The organism is Thiomicrospira microaerophila (assembly GCF_000934765.1).
Lineage (GTDB): Bacteria > Pseudomonadota > Gammaproteobacteria > Thiomicrospirales > Thiomicrospiraceae > Thiomicrospira > Thiomicrospira microaerophila.
The window spans coordinates 1-20,931 of sequence record NZ_JYNN01000029.1 but is presented as its reverse complement, the minus strand read 5'-3'; the positions used below and the strand labels follow the sequence as shown (position 1 = coordinate 20,931).

General features: G+C 47.9%; 16 protein-coding genes. 11 read left to right on the top strand and 5 right to left on the bottom strand.

What is annotated here, in order from left to right:
• The first annotated feature begins 68 nt into the window (after positions 1-68).
• The 6 genes from rpoZ to NA59_RS09715 are packed head-to-tail and all read left to right on the top strand — an operon-like array spanning position 69 to position 6,546.
• Positions 69-293, top strand: coding sequence for a DNA-directed RNA polymerase subunit omega (gene rpoZ / locus NA59_RS09740; RefSeq protein WP_044411680.1), 225 nt, complete (start codon positions 69-71; stop codon positions 291-293).
• Between the two features lie 22 nt (positions 294-315).
• Positions 316-2,472 carry a RelA/SpoT family protein gene (locus NA59_RS09735; RefSeq protein ID WP_044411678.1) on the top strand — a complete coding sequence of 719 codons (2,157 nt, stop codon included), beginning with the start codon at positions 316-318 and terminating at the stop codon, positions 2,470-2,472.
• A 41-nt stretch (positions 2,473-2,513) separates the two neighbouring features.
• Complete coding sequence (locus NA59_RS09730; protein WP_044411676.1) at positions 2,514-2,900, top strand: RidA family protein; 387 nt, start codon at positions 2,514-2,516, stop codon at positions 2,898-2,900.
• Positions 2,901-2,914: 14 nt separating this feature from the next.
• On the top strand, positions 2,915-5,014 hold the full coding sequence (recG, locus tag NA59_RS09725) for an ATP-dependent DNA helicase RecG (RefSeq protein ID WP_044411674.1): 2,100 nt from the start codon (positions 2,915-2,917) through the stop codon (positions 5,012-5,014).
• Entirely contained in the window at positions 5,007-5,522 is a 516-nt protein-coding gene (locus tag NA59_RS14400) for a chorismate--pyruvate lyase family protein (protein ID WP_052501592.1), read from the top strand. Before recG ends, NA59_RS14400 begins: the two co-directional genes overlap by 8 nt.
• Before the next feature lie 52 nt (positions 5,523-5,574).
• Positions 5,575-6,546 carry a hypothetical protein gene (locus NA59_RS09715; RefSeq protein WP_044411673.1) on the top strand — a complete coding sequence of 324 codons (972 nt, stop codon included), beginning with the start codon at positions 5,575-5,577 and terminating at the stop codon, positions 6,544-6,546.
• A gap of 171 nt (positions 6,547-6,717) precedes the next feature.
• On the opposite strand, the gene NA59_RS09710 is transcribed toward NA59_RS09715, so the two are convergent.
• From NA59_RS09710 to uvrD, 3 genes are read right to left on the bottom strand one after another with little or no spacing between them, the layout of a single operon-like run.
• Entirely contained in the window at positions 6,718-7,569 is an 852-nt protein-coding gene (locus NA59_RS09710) for an SWIM zinc finger family protein (RefSeq protein WP_044411671.1), read from the bottom strand.
• Between the two features lie 3 nt (positions 7,570-7,572).
• A complete protein-coding gene (locus tag NA59_RS09705) occupies positions 7,573-10,815 on the bottom strand; it encodes a DEAD/DEAH box helicase (RefSeq protein WP_044411668.1) in 3,243 nt (1,080 codons plus the stop codon).
• A gap of 35 nt (positions 10,816-10,850) precedes the next feature.
• Positions 10,851-13,058: a DNA helicase II gene (gene uvrD / locus NA59_RS09700; protein ID WP_044411666.1), complete on the bottom strand. Its 2,208-nt coding sequence runs from the start codon at positions 13,056-13,058 to the stop codon at positions 10,851-10,853.
• 294 nt (positions 13,059-13,352) lie between these two features.
• Here uvrD and trxA point away from each other — a divergent pair, with 294 nt between their 5' ends.
• The 5 genes from trxA to NA59_RS09675 all read left to right on the top strand — a co-directional run bounded on the left by trxA (position 13,353) and on the right by NA59_RS09675 (position 18,323).
• On the top strand, positions 13,353-13,679 hold the full coding sequence (trxA, locus tag NA59_RS09695; RefSeq protein WP_044411662.1) for a thioredoxin TrxA: 327 nt from the start codon (positions 13,353-13,355) through the stop codon (positions 13,677-13,679).
• Between the two features lie 117 nt (positions 13,680-13,796).
• On the top strand, positions 13,797-15,056 hold the full coding sequence (rho, locus tag NA59_RS09690) for a transcription termination factor Rho (RefSeq protein WP_044411659.1): 1,260 nt from the start codon (positions 13,797-13,799) through the stop codon (positions 15,054-15,056).
• 118 nt (positions 15,057-15,174) lie between these two features.
• The gene (locus NA59_RS09685; protein WP_044411656.1) at positions 15,175-15,426 is read left to right on the top strand and encodes a type B 50S ribosomal protein L31; all 252 of its coding nucleotides are present in this window, start codon (positions 15,175-15,177) and stop codon (positions 15,424-15,426) included.
• A 135-nt stretch (positions 15,427-15,561) separates the two neighbouring features.
• On the top strand, positions 15,562-16,626 hold the full coding sequence (gene hemE, locus NA59_RS09680; RefSeq protein ID WP_044411653.1) for a uroporphyrinogen decarboxylase: 1,065 nt from the start codon (positions 15,562-15,564) through the stop codon (positions 16,624-16,626).
• A gap of 350 nt (positions 16,627-16,976) precedes the next feature.
• Entirely contained in the window at positions 16,977-18,323 is a 1,347-nt protein-coding gene (locus NA59_RS09675; RefSeq protein WP_044411651.1) for a DEAD/DEAH box helicase, read from the top strand.
• Between the two features lie 486 nt (positions 18,324-18,809).
• Here NA59_RS09675 and NA59_RS09670 read toward each other — a convergent pair whose 3' ends face one another.
• Both NA59_RS09670 and NA59_RS09665 read right to left on the bottom strand, forming a co-directional pair.
• Positions 18,810-19,517, bottom strand: coding sequence for a restriction endonuclease (locus tag NA59_RS09670; RefSeq protein WP_044411648.1), 708 nt, complete (start codon positions 19,515-19,517; stop codon positions 18,810-18,812).
• The coding region (locus NA59_RS09665; RefSeq protein ID WP_456154833.1) for a hypothetical protein at positions 19,474-20,931 on the bottom strand (1,458 nt) is incomplete at its 5' end. The genes NA59_RS09670 and NA59_RS09665, both read right to left, overlap by 44 nt.

Here is a 20,931-nt window from a genome sequence, read left to right as displayed (position 1 = left end):
CACTGTATAAAAATCCACTAGTAATGTAAAATAGTATTTCCGATAAACTTTAAATTCTAGGAAATTTCATGGCTCGTGTCACAGTTGAAGATTGCTTAACGCATGTAGAAAATCGTTTTGAACTTGTTTTGGTTGCCTCTAAGCGTGCGCGCCAATTAGGCAATGGTGCAGAACCCACCATTGCTTGGGAAAATGACAAGCCAACGGTTGTCGCACTGCGTGAACTCGCAGGACAAAAAATTACGCCCTCCGTTATACTTGCTGACCCAGATACCCCGCCGTTTTTCAACTAGTTTAGTATTAAGGGCCGGCAGCATGTCTACACCTAATTCGCTAGAGGGTTTATTAGCAAAATCGTCTGCGTACCTATCTGATACGCACGTACAACAGATAGTCGCGGCCTACGATTTTGGTGCACTCGCCCACGCAGGCCAAACGCGTAAAGCGGGCGGCGCCTATATTTGGCACCCTGTAGCGGTAGCTGAAATTCTCGCCGAAATCCAACTGGATCATGAAAGTCTAATTGCGGCTATTTTACATGACGTAATCGAAGACACCCCCTATACCAAGCAAGATATCATTGATCGATTTGGCCAATCCGTCGCTGAAATTATTGATGGTGTTACTAAGCTGGGAAAAATTGAGTTTAATACACCTCAAGAAGCACAGGCTGAAAGCTTTCGCAAAATGATGCTGGCGATGTCGCGTGATATCCGCGTCATTCTGATTAAGCTCGCTGATCGCCTTCATAACATGCGTACGCTTGGCGTCATGCGCCCTGAAAAACAACGTCGCATCGCCCGTGAAACCCTCGATATTTATGCGCCGATTGCCGCACGTCTGGGCATCAATGCCATTCGCATCGAACTTGAAGACCTTGGCTTTAAAGCCTACTACCCTCGGCGCTTTGCCACCTTAGAGCAGGCGGTAAAAAAAGCACGCGGCAACCGCAAAGAAATCGTTGAGCAAATTACCGAAGCAATTCAAACGCGCATCAATCAAGAGGGTTTTAAAGCAGAAGTGGTTGGACGCGAAAAACATGTCTACAGTCTTTACAAAAAAATGAAAAAGAAACGCTTTTCATTTGATGAGGTTTTAGATATTTTTGCGTTTCGAGTGATTGTTGAGCAGGCCGAAGATTGTTATCGCATGCTCGGGTTAGTTCACTCGCTCTACAAGCCTCTGCCCGGTAAATTTAAAGACTATATTGCCATTCCCAAGGCCAATGGCTATCAGTCATTACACACCCTACTTTTTGGTCCGTATGGTGTGCATATTGAAATACAAATTCGCAGTGAAATGATGCATGAAGTCTCCGAGCACGGTATCGCCGCGCATTGGCAATATAAACAAACGGATGCTGGCACACAAGCCAGTGCGGTCGACGTGCGGGCGCAAGAATGGGTTCGCAATCTGCTTGAGATTCAGCAAAGCGCGGGGAACTCACTCGACTTTTTAGAAAATGTCAAAATTGACTTATTCCCTGATGTCATCTATGTTTTTACCCCACAAGGCGATATTGTCACGCTGCCTAAAAACGCCACAGCCGTCGATTTTGCCTATGCCGTCCATACCAATCTCGGTCATGCCTGCGTCGGTTGTCGCATCGATCGTCAGCTAATGCCTTTGCGCAGTGTACTGGAAAGCGGTCAAACGGTAGATATCATTAAATCTAAAGAAACCCAACCTAACCCAACTTGGCTTAACTTTGTCACCACCGCTAAAGCACGCTCACAAATTCGCCATTTCTTAAAAAACCAACACTCACGTTCTGCCCACGATCTGGGTCAACGCTTGTTAACGAAAGCGATGCGTGTACATAACATGGCTTACTCGGGTCTCAGTGAAGACATCATTACAAAGCTCGTTGGCGAACTAAAACTGACCGATTGGAATCAGCTACTTGAAGAAATTGGATTGGGTGAGCGCATGGCCGGTTTAGTCGCCAAACAAATCCACGATTCCCTGCTCGGCAAAGATGACCATATCCCCCATGCAACGGATGCCAATGGCCATCACCAACCGCTTGCAATTTCAGGTACCGAAGGATTAGTGGTGAACTATGCAAACTGTTGCCACCCCATTCCTGGTGATGACATTATTGGCTTTATTTCTAGCGGCAAGGGGCTGGTTATTCATCGCCAAAGCTGCAAAAACGTCAAGCACTATTCAAACCAGCCGGAAAAATGGCTTGATGTAGACTGGGATCCGAGCAGCGAAGAACTCTTTGCGGTTGAAATTCAAGTCGAAACCAAAAATCAACGCGGTGCGCTTGCATTAATTGCATCTGAAATTGCCAACACCAAAACCGATATCGACCGTGTTCGCTCTGAGGACAAGGATGAAACCTTTAGCTTGATGAACTTTGTTGTCTTAGTTCGCAATGCAGATCATTTAGATGAGCTCTTGCGCCATCTGCGACGCATTCCGATTATTGACAAGGCTTATCGTATTGAAAACATTAACCATTAAACAGGTTTACCCCATAAAATCACACATCAAAGGATAAGAGTATGCGACAAATCATCTCCACACCCAATGCACCCGCCGCGATAGGCACCTACTCACAAGCGGTACGCATCGGCGACACAGTCTATCTTTCAGGTCAAATCGCACTCATACCCGAAACAATGGAACTCGCACAGGGTGAGATTAGTGTGCGTATTCATCAAGTATTTAAGAACCTTAGCGCGGTGTGTGAAGCGGCAGGGGGCAGCCTACAAGATATTGCAAAGCTTAATATCTTCTTAACTGATATGAGCCATTTTGCCACTGTTAACGAAATCATGGCGCAGTATTTTCAACAGCCCTATCCGGCGCGTGCGGCCGTTGCGGTTAAGCAATTGCCCAAGGACACCGATGTTGAAATGGATGGCGTGATGGTTGTCTCAAGCTATTAAGCCACGCGCCCACCATGCTTGATCAAATGCATGTCACTGGCCTTAAAGGGGTCGGTGACAAACAAGCTGAAAAACTGGCCAAGCTTGGCTTGCATGTCGTTCAAGACCTACTGTTTCACCTGCCCCACCGCTATCAAGACAAAACCAAAATCACCCCGCTTGACCAGGCGATTATCGGTCAAGAAGTGTTGATTGAAGCACAAATCAAAAACCAACGCTTAACCCAAGGTCGTCGCCCCACCCTACTGGTTGAACTTGAAGACAGCACGGGGCAGTCGCTGGCGCTGCGTTTTTTTCACTTCCAACCCACCCAGGTACGTAAATTTAAACGCGGCGATTCGGTTCGCGCCTTTGGCGAACTTCGCACGGGGCTGAATGGTCTAGAAATCGTTCACCCTCACTACAGCGTATTCAGCTTTGACCCCCCGCCTCTCGATAATACTCTAACGCCTGTTTATCCGACCACCGAAGGTTTGGGACAGGCCAGTCTGGTTAAACTCATTAAACAAGCGATTGCGCTGTTAAAACAATATCCGCTTGCCGAAGGACTCAACCAGGCCTGGTTACAAAACTGGCAATTACCGCCGATTAATCAAGCGCTAATCACGCTCCATCAACCGCAACCTAGCGATGATCTGGGTCAAATCCAACGCTTTGAACATCCGGCGCAAGCGCGCTTAATTGTTGAAGAACTCATTACCCAACAACTCGCGTTACAATTAATGCGCCAACAACAAGTACAGCGCTTAGCCCCCGCCTTAGCGATTAGCCGAACCGCAAAAACCTTGCTTGCTAGCCTGCCGTTTTCCCTAACCTCCGCACAGCAACGGGTATGGCAAGAGATTGTCAATGACCTCAAGCAAACCCAGCCGATGCAACGCTTAGTGCAGGGCGATGTCGGATCGGGTAAAACCATTATCGCCGCCCTCGCCGCGCTACAGGCGGCCGACATGGATTATCAAGTCGCGATTATGGCACCGACTGAAATCCTCGCTGAACAACACCGCAACCATTTTGCCGAATGGCTAGCGCCGCTAAATATCGAGATGGCATGGTTAAACGGACGGCTAAAAGCCGCTGAAAAACGCGAAATGCTGGCTAAAATAGCCTCCGGTGAAGCCAAAATTGCTGTCGGCACCCACGCGCTGTTTCAAGACAGTGTTGAATTTAATCGACTCGGGCTAGTGATTATTGATGAACAACACCGTTTTGGTGTCCATCAACGCCTAACGCTCAATCAAAAAGCCCAATCCGATCAAATTAAAAACTTCGCCCCCCATCAACTCACCATGACGGCTACCCCGATTCCACGCACCCTTGCGATGACCGCCTATGGCGACTTAGATATATCTGTGATTGATGAGTTACCACCGGGGCGCTTACCGGTTGATACCGCCGTGCTGGGCAATCAAAAACGTCAAGAGGTGATGGCGCACCTTTATCATGCCTGCAAAGAAGGCGTGCAGGCCTATTGGGTCTGCCCGCTGATTGATGAATCCGAACTGCTCGATGCCCAAGCCGCGCAAACTACCTTCGATGAATTCAACCAGCTTTGGCCTGATATGCGTGTTGGATTGGTTCACGGGCGCTTAAAAGCGGCCGAAAAGGAATTGATCATGCAGCAATTTAAAGCCCATCAAATAGACCTGCTGGTGGCCACCACGGTGATTGAAGTGGGTGTCAATGTTCCCAATGCCAGCTTAATGATTATCGAAAATGCCGAACGCCTTGGTTTATCACAACTCCACCAATTACGCGGTCGGGTTGGACGGGGTGCGAAAAAAAGCCATTGCGTGCTGCTTTATCAAGCGCCACTCTCCGCCACCGCCAAAGCACGCCTGCAGATTATGCGCCAAACCAACGATGGCTTTGTGATCGCCGAAGAAGACTTACGGATTCGCGGCCCAGGCGAAGTACTCGGCACCCGCCAAACCGGCGGCATCAGTTTACGCATCGCCGACATTCAGCGCGACGAAGCTTGGATAGAGCCGGCGCAACAAGCTGCTGCTCAAATGCTAAACCAAGCCAAATTGCCATCAAAAGGCACGACAGGTCTGGTTGCATTACTCCAACAACGCTGGATTGGCGAAAAGGTCGAATACAAACATGCCTAGGTTCCAGTCAAAACGCTGGTATCCCGCCTCACTGATTGGACGCCTAACGTGCCACACCGACCACCAGGCCTGGTTGCTAGATAAAGGCTCACTCACCAAAAAACTGCGCCAACACTGCCCATTGATTCGCGTAGAGGTCATCCATGAAGGTTTTGGCCAATTATTTTTTGATGAAGCCCAAGCGCTCAACCTTCCAGCACATCATCAAGCGTGGATTAGACAAGTTAAACTGATTTGCCAAGATCAGCCGCTGATTTATGCGCGCAGCGTCATTCCCAACTTTAGCATCCAAAACCCTTGGTGGCGTCTAAAAAAACTCGGGCAACAACCCCTCGGTGAAGTTTTGTTTAGTCAACCGTATTTAGCACGCACTGAATTTGAGTTTTGCCAAGCAAACTGGCTAAGCTCCAAAACGCTCGCTCGCCGCTGTGTCTTTTCACAACACCAAGCGCCCTTGATGTTAACCGAGGTCTTTTTGCAATATCCCACACAAAAAACCACTAGCTAAAGCCATCTTCTTACCCTAGAATTAAGCTAACACATACACTTATCGGTACTTTATGACAAGTATTAAGGCGTTCACTCAGATTTTAATAACCTTAGGTTTATTTGCAGCCAGCGCCACGCATGCCCAAACCCCGTCCACCCAAACCAACGGTTTACTCGAAGACAGCGAAAAAGTTCAGCAAGGTCTTATCTGGCTCGGCGGGCATATTGACACCCTCACCCATCGCATCGATAACTTTTTTGCCCCTGAACAGCATGTTGACGCAGGTAAAGCACAATTAAAACTCAGTCTAAACCAAACACAATCCAAACACTACCCGGCCGACACCAAAGTCCAGCTCAACATCTATGCCAGACTACCCAGGATAGAGGAGCGCTTTAATTTGTATATTGAGACCTTCTCAAGCCGAGAAGAGCAAGAACAGGACACCCAAAAGCAAGCGGCCAGCAAACCATCAGAGGATCAATTTATCGGTCTTGCATCGGTATTTTCAGTTTCAGATCATACCAGCTGGAAAAACCGCGTCGGCAGCCGAATGAACAGCGGTAAATTTGACCCCTACATTACTAGCCATCTACGTTTTGAAAATAAGGTCGACCAAAACTGGTTTGTGAATTTGGAGCCTGGCGTGTTTTGGCAAAAAGTTGAAGGGGCTGGACAAGATATTCAACTCAATCTCGCTCACCGCTACACTGAAAAGGATTTTTTGCGCCTTAGTAGTCAAGCAGTCAAATACAATCGAAAAGAATACTATGAACTCCAGCAAAGCTTTGAATGGCTCCACCGCTTCTCTGACCGCAACCGACTCAGCTACCAACTCGGACGGCGTTGGCATTGGGAACAAACCGAACAGTTTACGATTCAAGACAGCTATGCGCAAATCAACTGGCGTCACCGCCTGTACAAACATTGGCTGTTTCTCAGCATCACCCCAGGCGTACACGAGCCAATAGATTTAGGTTACCAAACCAACCCCTACCTCCACATCGGACTCGAAGCCTTTAGTCGTGACACACAGCTATAACGACGGCATAACCCGGATATTTCATAAAGTTCACGCGCCCTCGCTTGTCTATTGATTCCCCAGCACTTTTTTCTCAGTCGGCTGTATGAATAACTACAGCGCTCCTTCGAAAAAAGCACTGGGAAACCAATATCCTGCGCGATCATCACGCGAATTTATGAAACATCCGGGCTAAAACACGGCTTTATTTTTCTTAACAATTAGCTCATAAGCCTCTTCCATCGCGCTGATAAACGAATTATCGCGTGACCAAAAAGCAGGATAATCGCCCGCTTTTTTGATTAATACACTAGCGGCTTGCGTTTGAACAGGCATATCCATCACGGGTAAAGGGTGCGCACCCTGCCAAAAATCTTTTAAATCACCCATTTCAAATGATGAACAAACAGGTGTAGACCTAGATATCGGCGCACTATAACGATGTGTTTGATAAACCACAGGGACTTTTTGATCTGTCATTTGATCAAGTAACGCCTGACCTAAAGGCGACTGCGCCAATTTCGCTTGCAGTTTTTCCACATCCATGCCGCGCAACTGAAACAACAATAGCGGATTACGGTCGAGCAACGATGCCATCTTATAATACACACCCGCCACATGCTTGCAGGGCGAAGCATAATCCGGGCAGGAGCACTGACTGATTAGATCGCTTGGTTTTTTAGGCAACAACTGCAACGACTGTTTAGCAAAAATTGCTTCAATCTGATTCGGCATTTCGCCCAGCATCAACTGTGACAAACACGCGGCATTCTCACTGATCGCATCAATAAGGCTAGCCCACTGCTTATCCGAAAATGGCGCAAGTTGCACCTGCGTTTTGTATTTAGGCGCTTCATACACCCCAAAATAAGGATTCGCATTGCCAAGCACAGTCGCGCTCACCTTTGAACCCGCTATATCAAAACTCAATAGGCGATGAGGACCCGCATAAGCGCGTCCACGCTTTAAACGCCCCTCGTCCATACTGTCTTCGAGCACCGTTAGAAATCGCTCACCCCACCAAGTGCGTGTTATTTTTGCCATGTGTTAGGCCTCCATAATTGTCGCGCGGTTAAGCTCAATCAGCTGCGCAAAAGCCGCATTATCCATTTCCGTCAGCCAGTTTTCATCAGTCCCCACAATACTATCCGCCAGCGCTTGCTTGTCGGTAATCATTTGATCAATACGCTCTTCGAGCGTACCCAAAGTCACCATTTTATGCGCGAATACCGTTTTTTGCTGTCCGATACGATAGGCACGGTCTGTTGCTTGGTTTTCAACCGCTGGGTTCCACCAACGATCAAAATGAAACACATGATTCGCTCGCGTGAGGGTAATCCCAACACCACCGGCCTTTAACGACAATATAAAAATACCCGGCGGTGAATCCGGATCTTGAAAGCGCTCAATCATCTGCTCACGATGCTTACGGCTCGTGCCACCATGCAAATAATACACCGGACAAACATGTTGCTCGCGCAGTGTTTTAGCCAGTTGATCACCCACCTCTGTAAATTGAGTAAACACCAACACACTGTCATCGCCTGCTAACGCTTCCTCCAACATTTCATTCAAGCGTGTCAGCTTGTGTGAACGCGCTGAACTGAAAGCACTGCCATCTTGCAAAAACTGTGCGGGATGGTTGCATACCTGTTTAAGCCTCATCAAGGTTGACAAGATTAGACCTTTTCGCGCCATACCCTCTGCGTCTTCAAGCTTGCGCTTCACCTCATCAACGACCGCTTGATAAAGGGTCGCCTGTTCCTGGGTTAAATTGCAATAAAGTTTTTGTTCAAGCTTATCCGGCAGGTCACTAATGATTGACTTATCTGTTTTAAGACGACGCAAAATAAATGGCTGCACCAACCGCTGGAGTTGTTTGGCGTGTTGCGGGCTACCATCACGCTGAATCGGTGTTTCATAAGCGCGCTTAAATTGAATAGCGGTACCCAAATAACCCGGATTTAAAAAATGAAATAACGACCACATGTCCATCAAACGATTTTCAATCGGTGTACCTGTCAGGGCAATGCGGTGCGGTGCCTTGAGAGCATAGATGGCTTTGGCCTGGGCTGATTGCGGATTTTTAATATTCTGCGCCTCATCAACCACCACCCGATGCCAAGCCATTTTTTTCAAGAGCTCGCTATCTTTACGCGCAAGCGTAAAAGAAGTAATTACCACATCATGCGCAAGTGCCTGTGCCTTAAAATCCGCAATATCAGTATGCCGCGCGCTGCCATGGTGAATCAAGCTGCGCAAAGACGGGGCAAACGTTTGCATTTCTTTTTGCCAATTGCTTAACACCGAAGTCGGCGCAATAAGCAGGGTGGGCAAGCGCGGTGAGCTAGCCTGCGCGCCCTCCGCGCGCTCATGCAATAACAACGCAATAACCTGAATGGTTTTCCCTAAGCCCATGTCATCGGCCAAACACGGATTAAGCCCCAAGGCTTCTTGCGTCGCTAACCATGACAAGCCTTGCTGCTGATAAGGCCGAAGCTGGCCTTGTAAGCCGGCTGGATTGTCAAGCAGATCGGTTGAGCGGGGTTGCTGCAAGCGCATTAACATATCATCCAGCGCGTCATCGAACACAAACTCCGTTGTCTCCTCATCCGCTTCCGCCCACTGCTTGAGCAGCTGATTCACACTCAACTCAGTGGCCACTTGCGCCTGGGTTTGCATTAACGCCAACAAACTCTCCATTTGGGCAGGATCAAGCTCCATCCACTCACCACGAAACTGAACCAAGGGCGTTTTGGCTTCAACTAACGCCTGCCACTCCGCCTCAGAAACCGGCTCGCCACCAATCGCCAACTCATAACGATAGGCCACCACATCAGGTAACGAAAAATAACCCTCGCCCGTGTCTTTATCAACTTGACCCGTAGTGCGCCCAGACGCACTCACTCTTAATTTCGCCCGCTTACGCCCCTGCGGTGTCCACCAACTCGGTACAACCACCTTAAATCCCGCCGACTCTAGCACCAACGCATCCTGCTTCAAAAACGCATAGGCACTGTCAATATCAAGACCTAAGCCACAGGGTTGTGACGTATCAAGCGCTTGCCATAATACCGGGCACATTCTGGCCGCATGCCCCATATTGACCAATAAATGGCGCTCGAACTTTCCGCCAAAGCGTTGATACCACTGGTGCTGCTCCTCTTCCGACAAGGCCCACCAATCGGCCATATCTATTTTTAACGACGGATCACGGCTCGACGCAACAAAGAAGCCAAGCCACCAGGTTGACTCCGTGACGGACTCACTCACTGACTCAACCGCATGCAGTCGCAAGCCTAAAACAAAATGATGATCTTCTTGAGTATTCACTATCGCCTGCTGCCAAGCGTGCCACTGCTGCCATTGTTCAACGCTAGACTGGAGGGGTGCAAAATCAAAACTATCGACTAACCAACTGCCTTCGAACTGCTTAAGCAACTTTTTAGTTAGCGGCGTCTTTTTTACCAGATTATCAACCTGCACCTCTGAAAAGTGGCGCAATAAGCTGTGCGCATCCCAACCATTCGATCCCATGCCGGCTGGCTTGCTATCAGCCACATCAGTACACGGCTGATAACACTGACAAACCAGAGGCATCGCACGCGCAAAGTCGCGCAAACCCGGCTCATACAGACGCTCACCGACAGGTGACCAGCCCGCATAAAGCGTGACATTATTTTCACTCGCTTTCGTTTTGGCTGAAGCTTTTGGTTTGACCGAGGCTTTCGTTTTGGGCGTAAGAGGTTGCTGACACTGCATGGTCGGCATAAATTGATGCTGGCGAACAACATGGCTCAGATGCTTGGCATAGGCTATCCAAAACAACAAATCGGCACCAAAGCGAACCTCAGAAGACAGAAAATACGTCGCCACCTGCAATTCACGCAAAAAACTTAACGGATCAGCGACCGCCAGCCCCTGCAACAACCAAGTTTGCCACGCTATTTGATCGGCCTCATAGACATCATCAAACGGATAGTCTCCGGTGAGCTGCGCCATCTCAATACTGAACAGCGGCCGCCCTGCATGAGTTGGCAAACTCACATAAAACGCACTCGATGTAATGCCACACGATGTCACGGAGGCTTTTGGTAACCCCAAATCGCTTAAACACGCTTTAAGGTCTGCCGGATGCGTGATGTGGAACGGATGCCAATCTGTCGCTTTTTTAGCACGCGACATACTGGCGGTTTCCACCCAAAACACAAACTGACCAAGATTGTTAAAGCCATCATTGTTAAAGCCATCGGCACCAGAGGGCACCCAAGCGGCATGACACACTTTCATAATTCACCTATTTTATTGATACGATGTATCCGGGGTTATAACATGTCCAAATTCGCATAGGCTTTGACTAGCCATTTTGAACCGGCGTGTTTAAAGTTCACCTGAATACGCGCATGGTCACCCGATCCTTCGGTGGCGGTTACGGTGCCTTCACCAAACTTTTGGTGAAAAACCCGCTGCCCAAGCGCCAAACCTGTTTCATTTACCTTGATCGTTGCAGACTTTGTTGCGCTGGCCGAGCTTGACGAACCCCAGTCGCGCGTGGATTGAACCCGTCCACTTTTGCGCACCCAATCAACACAATCATCCGGCACTTCTTTAAGAAAACGCGAGGGCGCGGGATAAATTTCAGAACCATGTAATCGACGACATTGGGCATGGGTCATCACCAACTTACGCTCGGCACGGGTGATGCCTACATAAGCCAACCGGCGCTCTTCTTCCAAGCGATAAGGGTCATCATTCGATGCTTGCGAAGGAAACAACCCCTCCTCCAAACCGACCATAAACACCAACGGAAACTCCAAGCCCTTCGCGGCATGCAAAGTCATTAACTGCACCGCCGATTCCCAAGCATCGGCTTGGTTCTCGCCCGCCTCCAGGTTGGCTTGGGCTAAAAATGCGAGCAAGGGGTTTTCCTCGTTGGCCATTTCGAGCGCGTTTTCACTCTCCAGTTTTGGCTTTTTATCAAACCCGGCCGCCGCACTCACCAACTCATCCAAGTTTTCTAGCCGTGACTGCCCCTGCTCAGATCGGTCTTTTTCAAAGTGTGTTTGCAAACCTGAACGAGAAATCACCAACATCACCTGATCCTGCAAACGTTTACCCAAGCAGGCCTGGTCAAGTGCATCCACCAAATCCATAAACCCAGCAAGCGCGCCTTTTGCTCGCGCGCTCAGTCCAGACTCAAGCTGCACTTTAGCGGCTTGCCACAAAGACAGCCCCAAATCACGTGCCAGATCGCGCACCCTTTGAATCGTCTTTTCACCCAGTCCGCGTGTCGGTAAGTTATACACCCGCTCAAACGACGCATCATCGTCACGATTCACCATTAGGCGCAAATACGCCAACACATCCTTGACCTCAGCCCGATCATAAAATCGCAAGCCGCCATAAATGCGATAAGGCATTTCCGCTTGAATTAGTGTCTGTTCAAGCACGCGTGATTGCGCATTCGAACGATACAAAATCGCCACCTGCTGACGCTCACCCCCTTGCTCAACCCAACGCTGGATTTGCCCCACTACAAAATTAGCTTCATCATACTCACTAAAAGCTTCATACACTGAAATCGGCTCGCCCGCATCGCCGGCACTCCACAACTCCTTACCCATGCGCTCGGAATTAAACGCAATCAACTGATTCGCGGCTTTCAAAATCGTACTGGTTGAACGATAATTCTGCTCTAAACGCACCAGTTTTACACCACTAAACTGCTGTTCAAACAAACGAATATTTTCAATTTTCGCACCACGCCAACCATAAATCGATTGATCATCATCCCCCACCACAAACAACTTACCGGTGCCGCCCGCCAAAACACGCAACCAAGCATATTGCAAACTATTGGTATCCTGAAACTCGTCCACTAGAATATGGCGATAACGATTTTGATAAAAACTCAATATTTCAGGGCGCTTCAACCAAAGCTCATGCGCACGCAACAAAAGTTCAGCAAAATCAACCAGGCCTGCTTTTTGGCACTGCTGCTCATATGCCTGATAAATTTGCAGCATCTTGTTGACATACGCACTATGACCTGGATCAATGTGATGCGGGCGACGCCCCTCCTCTTTTTCACCATTAATATAGGCCTGTACCTGCTTAACCGGCCATTGTGCCTCATCCAATTCAAGTGCTTTTAATAGACGCTTGATCAAACGCTTTTGGTCATCTGAATCCAATATCTGAAACGCTTGCGGTAAGCCCGCCGCCTCATAATGCTGGCGTAACAAACGATAAGCGATACCGTGAAACGTACCCATCGTCACCCGCTGGGCTTGCTCACCAATCAGCTGCTCCATCCGCCCGCGCATCTCACGCGCGGCCTTGTTGGTAAATGTCACCGCCAGAATGTTAAAAGGCGACAGCTTCATCACCTCCGTCAACCAAGCAATACGATGAACCAATACACGGGTCTTACCACTACCCGCCCCTGCCAAAATCAGCGCATGGCGCTCATCCAATGTCACCGCATCACGCTGCGCATCATTCAAATCATTTAATATAAATGTAATATCCACGTTTATTTCTTTTGTTAATCTAATTAATAAGCGTATGCTACGCTAAATGGCATTAAAAACCAAAAAATAGTCGCGTTAAGAAATTAAATTCGTAACAACATCTTGCATTGAACACCTGATTAGTGTAATAATTGCCAGAATGTATTTTAAAGGGGTGCGAAAGCACGTTATATTTTAGTTAACATTGGTCAACACCCCCACCTTTAACATAACTTGAACGATACGAAATAACCGACACACAAGCAAAATCCAACGTTTTTCGTATTTTAAAATAATAAAATTAAGGAGTTACCTATGAGTGACAAAATTATTGCAACCTCTGACGCCAATTTCGATGCTGAAGTATCAAGCTCTGAACTACCTGTTTTAGTTGATTTCTGGGCCGAATGGTGCGGACCTTGCAAAATGATTGCACCTATCCTTGATGAAGTGGCGGCCGAATACGCAGGCAAGGTTAAAATTGTAAAACTGAATATTGACGAAAACCCATCTACACCGCCGCAATATGGTGTGCGTGGCATCCCAACGTTAATGCTATTCAAAAATGGTCAAGTTGATGCGACCCAAGTGGGCGCGTTGTCTAAAACACAATTATGTAATTTCTTAGACAGCAACCTATAATACCAAGGGTGTACCGATTAAGTTCGGTACACCCCGGCTTTACGCTTAACCCACTTCACCTTTTCCAATCTGCCTGCTGGCTTTTCTATTTACTTTTCAGACGAACGCAAAACCATTATGAATTTATCAGACTTAAAAAAATTATCCGCTGCCTCACTTTTAGACCTCGTTACCGAAATGGAGCTAGATAGCAATCTCGCCCGCCAACGTAAACAAGATATTATTTTTGCCATCCTTAAAGGTCACGCCCAAAAAGGTGAAGACATTTTTGGTGTCGGCGTACTTGAAATTCTGCCCGACGGCTTTGGTTTCCTTCGCTCGGGTGATGGTTCCTATCTTGCCGGCCCTGACGATCTCTATGTATCACCCAGCCAGATTCGCCGCTTTGGATTACGCACTGGCGACACAGTTGAAGGCAAAATCCGCCCACCCAAAGAAGGTGAACGTTACTTTGCCTTACTTAAAGTAAATAAAATCAACTTTGAAGAACCAGAAATCGCGCGTCGCAAAATTGCATTTGAAAACCTAACCCCCTTGCATGCTGACACCCGCATGCGTATGGAAATTGGCAACGGCAGCACCGAAGACATTACCCCACGCATTATTGACTTAGCTTCACCCATCGGTAAAGGCCAGCGTGGCTTGATTGTCGCGCCACCCAAATCCGGTAAAACCGTGATCATGCAAAGCCTTGCGCAGTCGATTGCTGAAAACTACCCTGAATGCTACCTGATCGTACTGCTCATCGACGAAAGACCAGAAGAAGTGACCGAAATGCAACGCACCGTAAAGGGTGAAGTGATTGCCTCTACGTTTGACGAGCCGGCTACCCGCCATGTTCAAGTGGCCGAAATGGTCATTGAAAAAGCCAAACGTCTAGTTGAACACAAAACCGACGTAGTCATCCTACTTGATTCGATTACCCGTTTAGCACGTGCCTACAACACTGTTGTACCTTCATCAGGCAAAATTTTGACCGGTGGTGTGGATGCCAACGCACTACACCGCCCAAAACGCTTCTTTGGTGCCGCGCGCAACATTGAAGAAGGTGGCTCACTCACCATCATCGCTACCGCGTTAGTCGATACCGGCTCGAAAATGGATGAAGTCATTTTTGAAGAATTTAAAGGTACAGGTAACATGGAACTGCATCTTTCACGTAATATTGCCGAAAAACGCACCTTCCCTGCCATCAACTTAAACAAGTCCGGCACGCGTAAAGAAGAGTTGCTCACCACCCAAGAAGAGCTACAAAACATTTGGATTCTTCGTCGCTTCTTACACACGATGAATGAAGTCGAAGCGATCGAAACCCTTATTGATCAAATGAAAGTCAGCAAAACCAATGCCGCTTTATTTCAATCAATGAAACGTTAATAAACTGTTTTAAAAAAACTGTTTTAAATAAAAAAGTATCAGCTGGGCTTGATTTAAACAGAAACTCTGTTAAAATCTCGTCTTTAATTTTAAACCCCATTAAACTTGGACCGTCATTATGAGAGCAGACATTCACCCAGAATACAACGAGGTGGTTTTCCAGGATATTTCTACTGGTGAAACTTTCTTAACTCGTTCAACCCTAAAAACTTCTGGCGAAACCATTACATTAGACGGTAAAGACTACCCATTGGTTCGTGTTGAAGTATCAAGTGCGTCACACCCGTTTTATACTGGTAAGCAAACACTTGTTGACACCGAAGGTCGCGTTGAAAAGTTCCGTCAAAAATACGGCTCGCTACGTCGCTAAAACCAAGCAGGTCTCTACCTTCTTACAAAAAGCCGCTTCATTGCGGCTTTTTTATTGTCTATTTACCGACTAAAAATGACACCTCCCGCGTTTAGCGTTAAAATAGCCGTTTTGATTTTTTGAAAAGGGTTCTCCATGTCAGCATTACAAAACGACCGCTTCCTTCGCGCACTCACCCGCCAACCTGTTGATCGCACACCTGTATGGATGATGCGCCAAGCTGGACGTTATTTACCAGAATACCGTGCCAGTCGCGCCCAAGCGGGCTCGTTTATGGACCTGTGCCGCAACGCCGAATTTGCCTGTGAGGTAACCCTGCAACCCCTTGAACGTTTTCCGCTGGATGCCGCCATTTTGTTTTCCGACATCCTTACTATTCCCGACGCCATGGGCTTAGGATTGCGATTTGAAACTGGCGAAGGCCCGGTTTTTGATAAACCCATTCGCAATCTCGCCGACGTAAAGAAACTCTATGTGCCCGATATGGCATCCGACCTTGGCTACGTGATGAACGCCGTTAGCACCATTCGCAAAGCCCTCAATGGCCGCGTGCCACTGATTGGTTTTTCTGGCAGCCCGTGGACACTGGCGACCTATATGGTGGAAGGCGGCACAAGCAAAACCTTTTCTAAAATTAAAGCCATGATGTACGACGAACCAGCTACCCTGCACCAGATGCTCGATGTGTTAGCCGATTCCGTCATCGCCTATCTCAATGCTCAAATCGAAGCAGGTGCACAGGCCGTACAGGTGTTCGATACGTGGGGTGGCGTCTTAACCCCTCGTGATTACAAAGAATTTTCACTCAACTACATGGCAAAAATAGTCAATGGCCTCAAGCGTGAACATAATGGCGAAAAAATTCCGGTCATCCTGTTCACCAAAGGCGGCGGGCAATGGTTAGAAGCCATGGCGGATACCGGTGCGGACGCACTCGGCCTAGACTGGACAACGGATATTGATGACGCCCGTCGCCGTGTGGGAGATCGCGTTGCGCTGCAAGGCAATATGGACCCGAGCATGCTCTATGCCTCACCGGAACGCATTCGCCAAGAAGTCGCCATTATCCTTGAAAAATACGGCCAAGGCTCAGGCCATGTGTTTAACTTGGGACACGGCATTCACCCAGAAGTCAAACCAGAACATGCCGGTGCGTTTATCAACGCCGTGGTTGAACTCAGTCCTCAATATCATAAATAACCACTTAACCGACAGGGCAAACGCATCTAAATAATAAAAAATAATAGCAATAGGCTTGATTAACCTCGTTCCCACGCTGTGCGTGGGAATGCAGACCGATTTAACCTATGAAACAGCTCTTGAACCCAAGTCCAAGGCGCTCCCACGTTCAACGTGGGAGCGAGACCTGATTGTAATTTGTTGTTTTATTATTTACTTTAGATGCGTTTGCCCTGACTTAACCGATCTTTTCAGCCAGGCCTGGTTGTAAAAAACTCGATTATGCCGCATACTTAACGGTTTTGCGGTTTGGTTTGCTTGCACTTCAGATCGCTTCACTTACTGCGCACTGCGCTAAAGGTCTGAAGACAATGTTATTTAATGAATTAAACCTCCACCCATCACTGGTACAAGCTGTCGCCGACGAAGGCTACACCACCCCCACCCCGATTCAACAACAAGCGATACCACTGGTCTTACAAGGTGACGACTTGATGGCAGCCGCACAAACGGGCACAGGAAAAACCGCCGGCTTTACACTGCCGGTTTTACACAACCTAGCCAAAGGCACATCACCCAAAGCCAACCAAGTTCGCGCACTGGTTTTAACCCCCACCCGTGAATTGGCGGCTCAGGTACATGAAAGCGTGGTTAACTACGGCAAGCACTTAAAACTCCACTCCGCCGTAGTGTTTGGTGGCGTCAGCATCAACCCACAAATGATGAAGCTACGCCGCGGTGTCGATGTACTTGTTGCAACCCCCGGTCGCCTGCTTGACCTGCACTCACAAAACGCCGTCAGCTTTGATCAACTCGAAGTACTGGTACTTGACGAAGCCGACCGCATGCTCGACATGGGCTTTATCCATGACCTTAAGCGCATTGCCAAATTACTGCCGAAAAAACGCCAAACCCTGATGTTCTCGGCCACCTTCTCGGATTCAATTAAACAACTTGCGCATCAGTTTCTAAACGCACCCAAACAAGTTTCGGTCACACCGCCCAACAGCACCACGGAACTGGTTTTGCAAACCGTTATCCCGGTTGACAAGGCACGTAAAACAGAACTGCTTATTCACTTGGTTGCCGACAACCAATGGCAACAGGTTTTAGCCTTCAGCAAAACAAAACATGGTGCCAACCGCATTTGTGAAAAACTAAATCAAGCGGGCATCCCAGCCGCCGCCCTGCACGGCAACAAAAGCCAAGGAGCACGCACCAAAGCACTTGCCGACTTCAAAGCCAATAAAATTCGCGTCCTCGTAGCCACCGATATTGCCGCACGCGGCATCGACATTGACCTATTACCGCACGTGATTAACATTGACCTACCCAATGTGTCCGAAGACTATGTGCACCGCATTGGACGAACAGGACGTGCGGGATCTAAAGGTGAAGCCTTATCGCTCGTCTGTGCCGACGAAGTAGAACTGCTCGCAGGCATTGAACACCTAACCGGCAAGCTAGTTCCAAGACGCTTTGAACCCGGCTTTGAACCTAATCACAACGTGCCAGAAACCTCGATGGATCGCAAACCAAGACGCTCGCCTTCACCTGCAGGCAGCTCACGCAATAGCAAACCGGGTGCAGGGCGAAATGGCCCTGCACGCAACAGCCGCAACGCAGACGGCAAGCCCAGCGCCCCCAAACCAAACCGCTGGCCAACCCGCGACCGCAAATCCGGTGGTCAAGCCGCTAAAAACTCAGGCGCAAGATAACCGCATCTCGGACGTTAAACCCTGCGACGTCGCGCAGGGTGTCAGCACACACTGAAAGACAAGCCTTATAGCCTCGTTTCCACATAAAACGGGGTTTTTGTTTTGTGATATGATAAAGCAAATGATTTCATAGGGAACGACTCATGTCAACGATCTCATTTGATAGATTAAAGTTTGTTAAAACATTAAAATCTTCAGGCATGAGCGAAGATCAAGCAGAAGCCAATGCTGTGCGCGACGCATAGGAAACTCAGCTTGTCACCAAGTATGATCTACAAAAAGAACTTGAACCTGTTCGTAAAGAAATCATGCTAGGAGCCTGTCGGACTAAAGCCAATCGGCTGCAAAAAAGCTGGATTTGGCCATTTTTTTCGCTTCGACCGGTTTAGTCCTACAGGCTCCTAGTGAAATGGATGATTGGCTTAGTCATTGCTATTCAAGTCATTCCTCTACTGCAAGTCCTAGTCAAATAACACCCCTACAACGCTAACCCACCCGTTCAATCACATCACTGATTGAAGCGGCCTTGATGAACTGTACGTCGTTATTAAGGGCTTCAAAGTGCGCTAGGCCGCAACGAATTTTGTCGGCTTCAGCGCGTCTTAGTTCATCGCTGTTTAGCGTGCTTTTGGTTTCGACCACAAAATACAAGCGTTCAGCGCCGTCTTGTTCAATCAGTACCGCCCAATCTGGGTTATAGCTACCTAGTGGGGTTTCTATTTTGAACCAGGCGGGTAGCTTGGTATAAAGTTTCACCGCTTCATTGGTTTCCAAACCTTGTGCAAAAGAAGACTCGGTAGCCGAATCATACACAATATGGCTATAAACACTTTTGTCCACCGCCATCATGTTTTGCTCTAAATAGCCTTTAAGCTCCTCCTCCTCTAAAAACAATTCTTGCGCGTAGCAGGCCTGGTCACCGATTTTTTCATACTTGATGCCATCCACCAATGCATGCATTTTCTTGCGCTGGATAATATCCAGTGCCTGCTCAACAAACTTCTGTGGATTCTTTTTAAAGTCATACAGTTTCTTACTTTCCACCAATATCCGCGCGAGCGTTTTCCGCGTCAGCTGGGTTTTGTTTTGCAAGTAGGTCAATACATCGGGTAGAGATTGATAATGCGCCTCATAGGTCTGCACCAGCTCTTTAACGCCCTCTACCCCCCACGCCACTGCGATCAATCGTGACATTGGCAAGACCCGTTCTGAACTTTGGCTTGGCAATCGTCATCAATCCTAATCCGTGAATGCAATCCTCGATTAACTTATCCAGCTTAAAATTTACCTGATAAACCGTTTTGTATTTCACCCGATTCCAAAGGGCTTTAAAATCATCCCCCAAGATCACTTCTTTCTTCGGCGTGGCACTAAATGATTTGCTGGCATCTTTTACATCCAAGCCCCCCGCCACTTTTTTCAGAATCGCTTCAATTTGGGGTTTATAAGGAATATAAGCATCCGGCAACACCAAAGTATTGTTTTTGAGCGCTACCTTTAAACGGTCTTGCACTTTACCTGCTTTATCAATCAAATCCTGCTGTTTGAAATAATTCCACAGCTTTTCTGAATCTTCAGCGCCTAAAAACACCAATTCTTTATCGTCAGACTGAATCACAATATTGGCAAACGCATGATCCTCGACCACACCAAACTTAATGCCATCATCTTCTTCTATCTCACGCTGCAAAGCGGCGGTGAAATCGTGATAAGACTCGTTGGCGACCACCGTTAGCGTATTAACACTAAAACCGGTATCAATCACACGATTGCCGGTGGCATCAACGGCCAATCGCAAACCGCGCCCGATTTCTTGGCGTTTTTTGATGGTTGAAGCGGATTCATTCAGCGTACAAATCTGAAACACATTCGGGTTATCCCAACCTTCGCGCAACGCCGAATGCGAAAAAATAAACCGCAATGGCGTTTTCATATCAAGCAGGCGTTCTTTGTCTTTCATAATCAACTGATAGGCGGATTCATCATCCAAGGTTTTGCCCGTCGTGTCTTTCAACTTGCCTTTTTTATCGGCGGCGAAATAACCGTCATGCACCTTTTCGACTTCAACCTCTAAATCAATTTCAGCAAACAACGACTGATATTTCGGGTGCTTCGCTAAGCGGGTAAATTCCTCTTCAAAAATCAGGCCATACACACCCAGGCCTGGTTGCCCATCCGCATCATAAGCACGATAATTCGCCACCTTATCAATAAAAAACAGACTTAATACCTTAATGCCTTTTGGATTCAATACCAACTCACGCTCTAAGTGTTTTTCAATCGTTTTGGTGATCTGCAAACGCTTTAACGCCAGTGTATCTACGCCGCCAATGCCTTCACCTAAACGAATAAAATCGTCTTTGGAGGTAAAATCCATCCACTCATCACCCGGCGCAACGGAAATATCCTTGATGATATACCCCTCATACAAATCACGCTTAGTCAGTTCAAATAAATCCGCGCCCTGCTTCAGCCATTTCTTGTCGCGCTTCACACTGCCAGCTTTCGTTAAACCATCAAACTCCACCTGCGCCTCACACATGCCGTTCTTATTACGCACAGCTAACAATCTAATATAAGCGTTATTGTTGTCGTCCTCTGGCAACAC

Coding starts and splice junctions, on each gene's coding strand:
- NA59_RS14400 (WP_052501592.1), top strand. CDS start 5,007: ATGCCTAGGTTCCAGTCAAAACGCTGGTATCCCGCCTCACTGATTGGA.
- NA59_RS09705 (WP_044411668.1), bottom strand. CDS start 10,815: ATGAAAGTGTGTCATGCCGCTTGGGTGCCCTCTGGTGCCGATGGCTTT.
- NA59_RS09675 (WP_044411651.1), top strand. CDS start 16,977: ATGTTATTTAATGAATTAAACCTCCACCCATCACTGGTACAAGCTGTC.
- NA59_RS09710 (WP_044411671.1), bottom strand. CDS start 7,569: ATGGCAAAAATAACACGCACTTGGTGGGGTGAGCGATTTCTAACGGTG.
- recG (WP_044411674.1), top strand. CDS start 2,915: ATGCTTGATCAAATGCATGTCACTGGCCTTAAAGGGGTCGGTGACAAA.
- NA59_RS09670 (WP_044411648.1), bottom strand. CDS start 19,517: ATGTCACGATTGATCGCAGTGGCGTGGGGGGTAGAGGGCGTTAAAGAG.
- NA59_RS09730 (WP_044411676.1), top strand. CDS start 2,514: ATGCGACAAATCATCTCCACACCCAATGCACCCGCCGCGATAGGCACC.
- trxA (WP_044411662.1), top strand. CDS start 13,353: ATGAGTGACAAAATTATTGCAACCTCTGACGCCAATTTCGATGCTGAA.
- rpoZ (WP_044411680.1), top strand. CDS start 69: ATGGCTCGTGTCACAGTTGAAGATTGCTTAACGCATGTAGAAAATCGT.
- NA59_RS09685 (WP_044411656.1), top strand. CDS start 15,175: ATGAGAGCAGACATTCACCCAGAATACAACGAGGTGGTTTTCCAGGAT.
- NA59_RS09715 (WP_044411673.1), top strand. CDS start 5,575: ATGACAAGTATTAAGGCGTTCACTCAGATTTTAATAACCTTAGGTTTA.
- hemE (WP_044411653.1), top strand. CDS start 15,562: ATGTCAGCATTACAAAACGACCGCTTCCTTCGCGCACTCACCCGCCAA.
- rho (WP_044411659.1), top strand. CDS start 13,797: ATGAATTTATCAGACTTAAAAAAATTATCCGCTGCCTCACTTTTAGAC.
- NA59_RS09735 (WP_044411678.1), top strand. CDS start 316: ATGTCTACACCTAATTCGCTAGAGGGTTTATTAGCAAAATCGTCTGCG.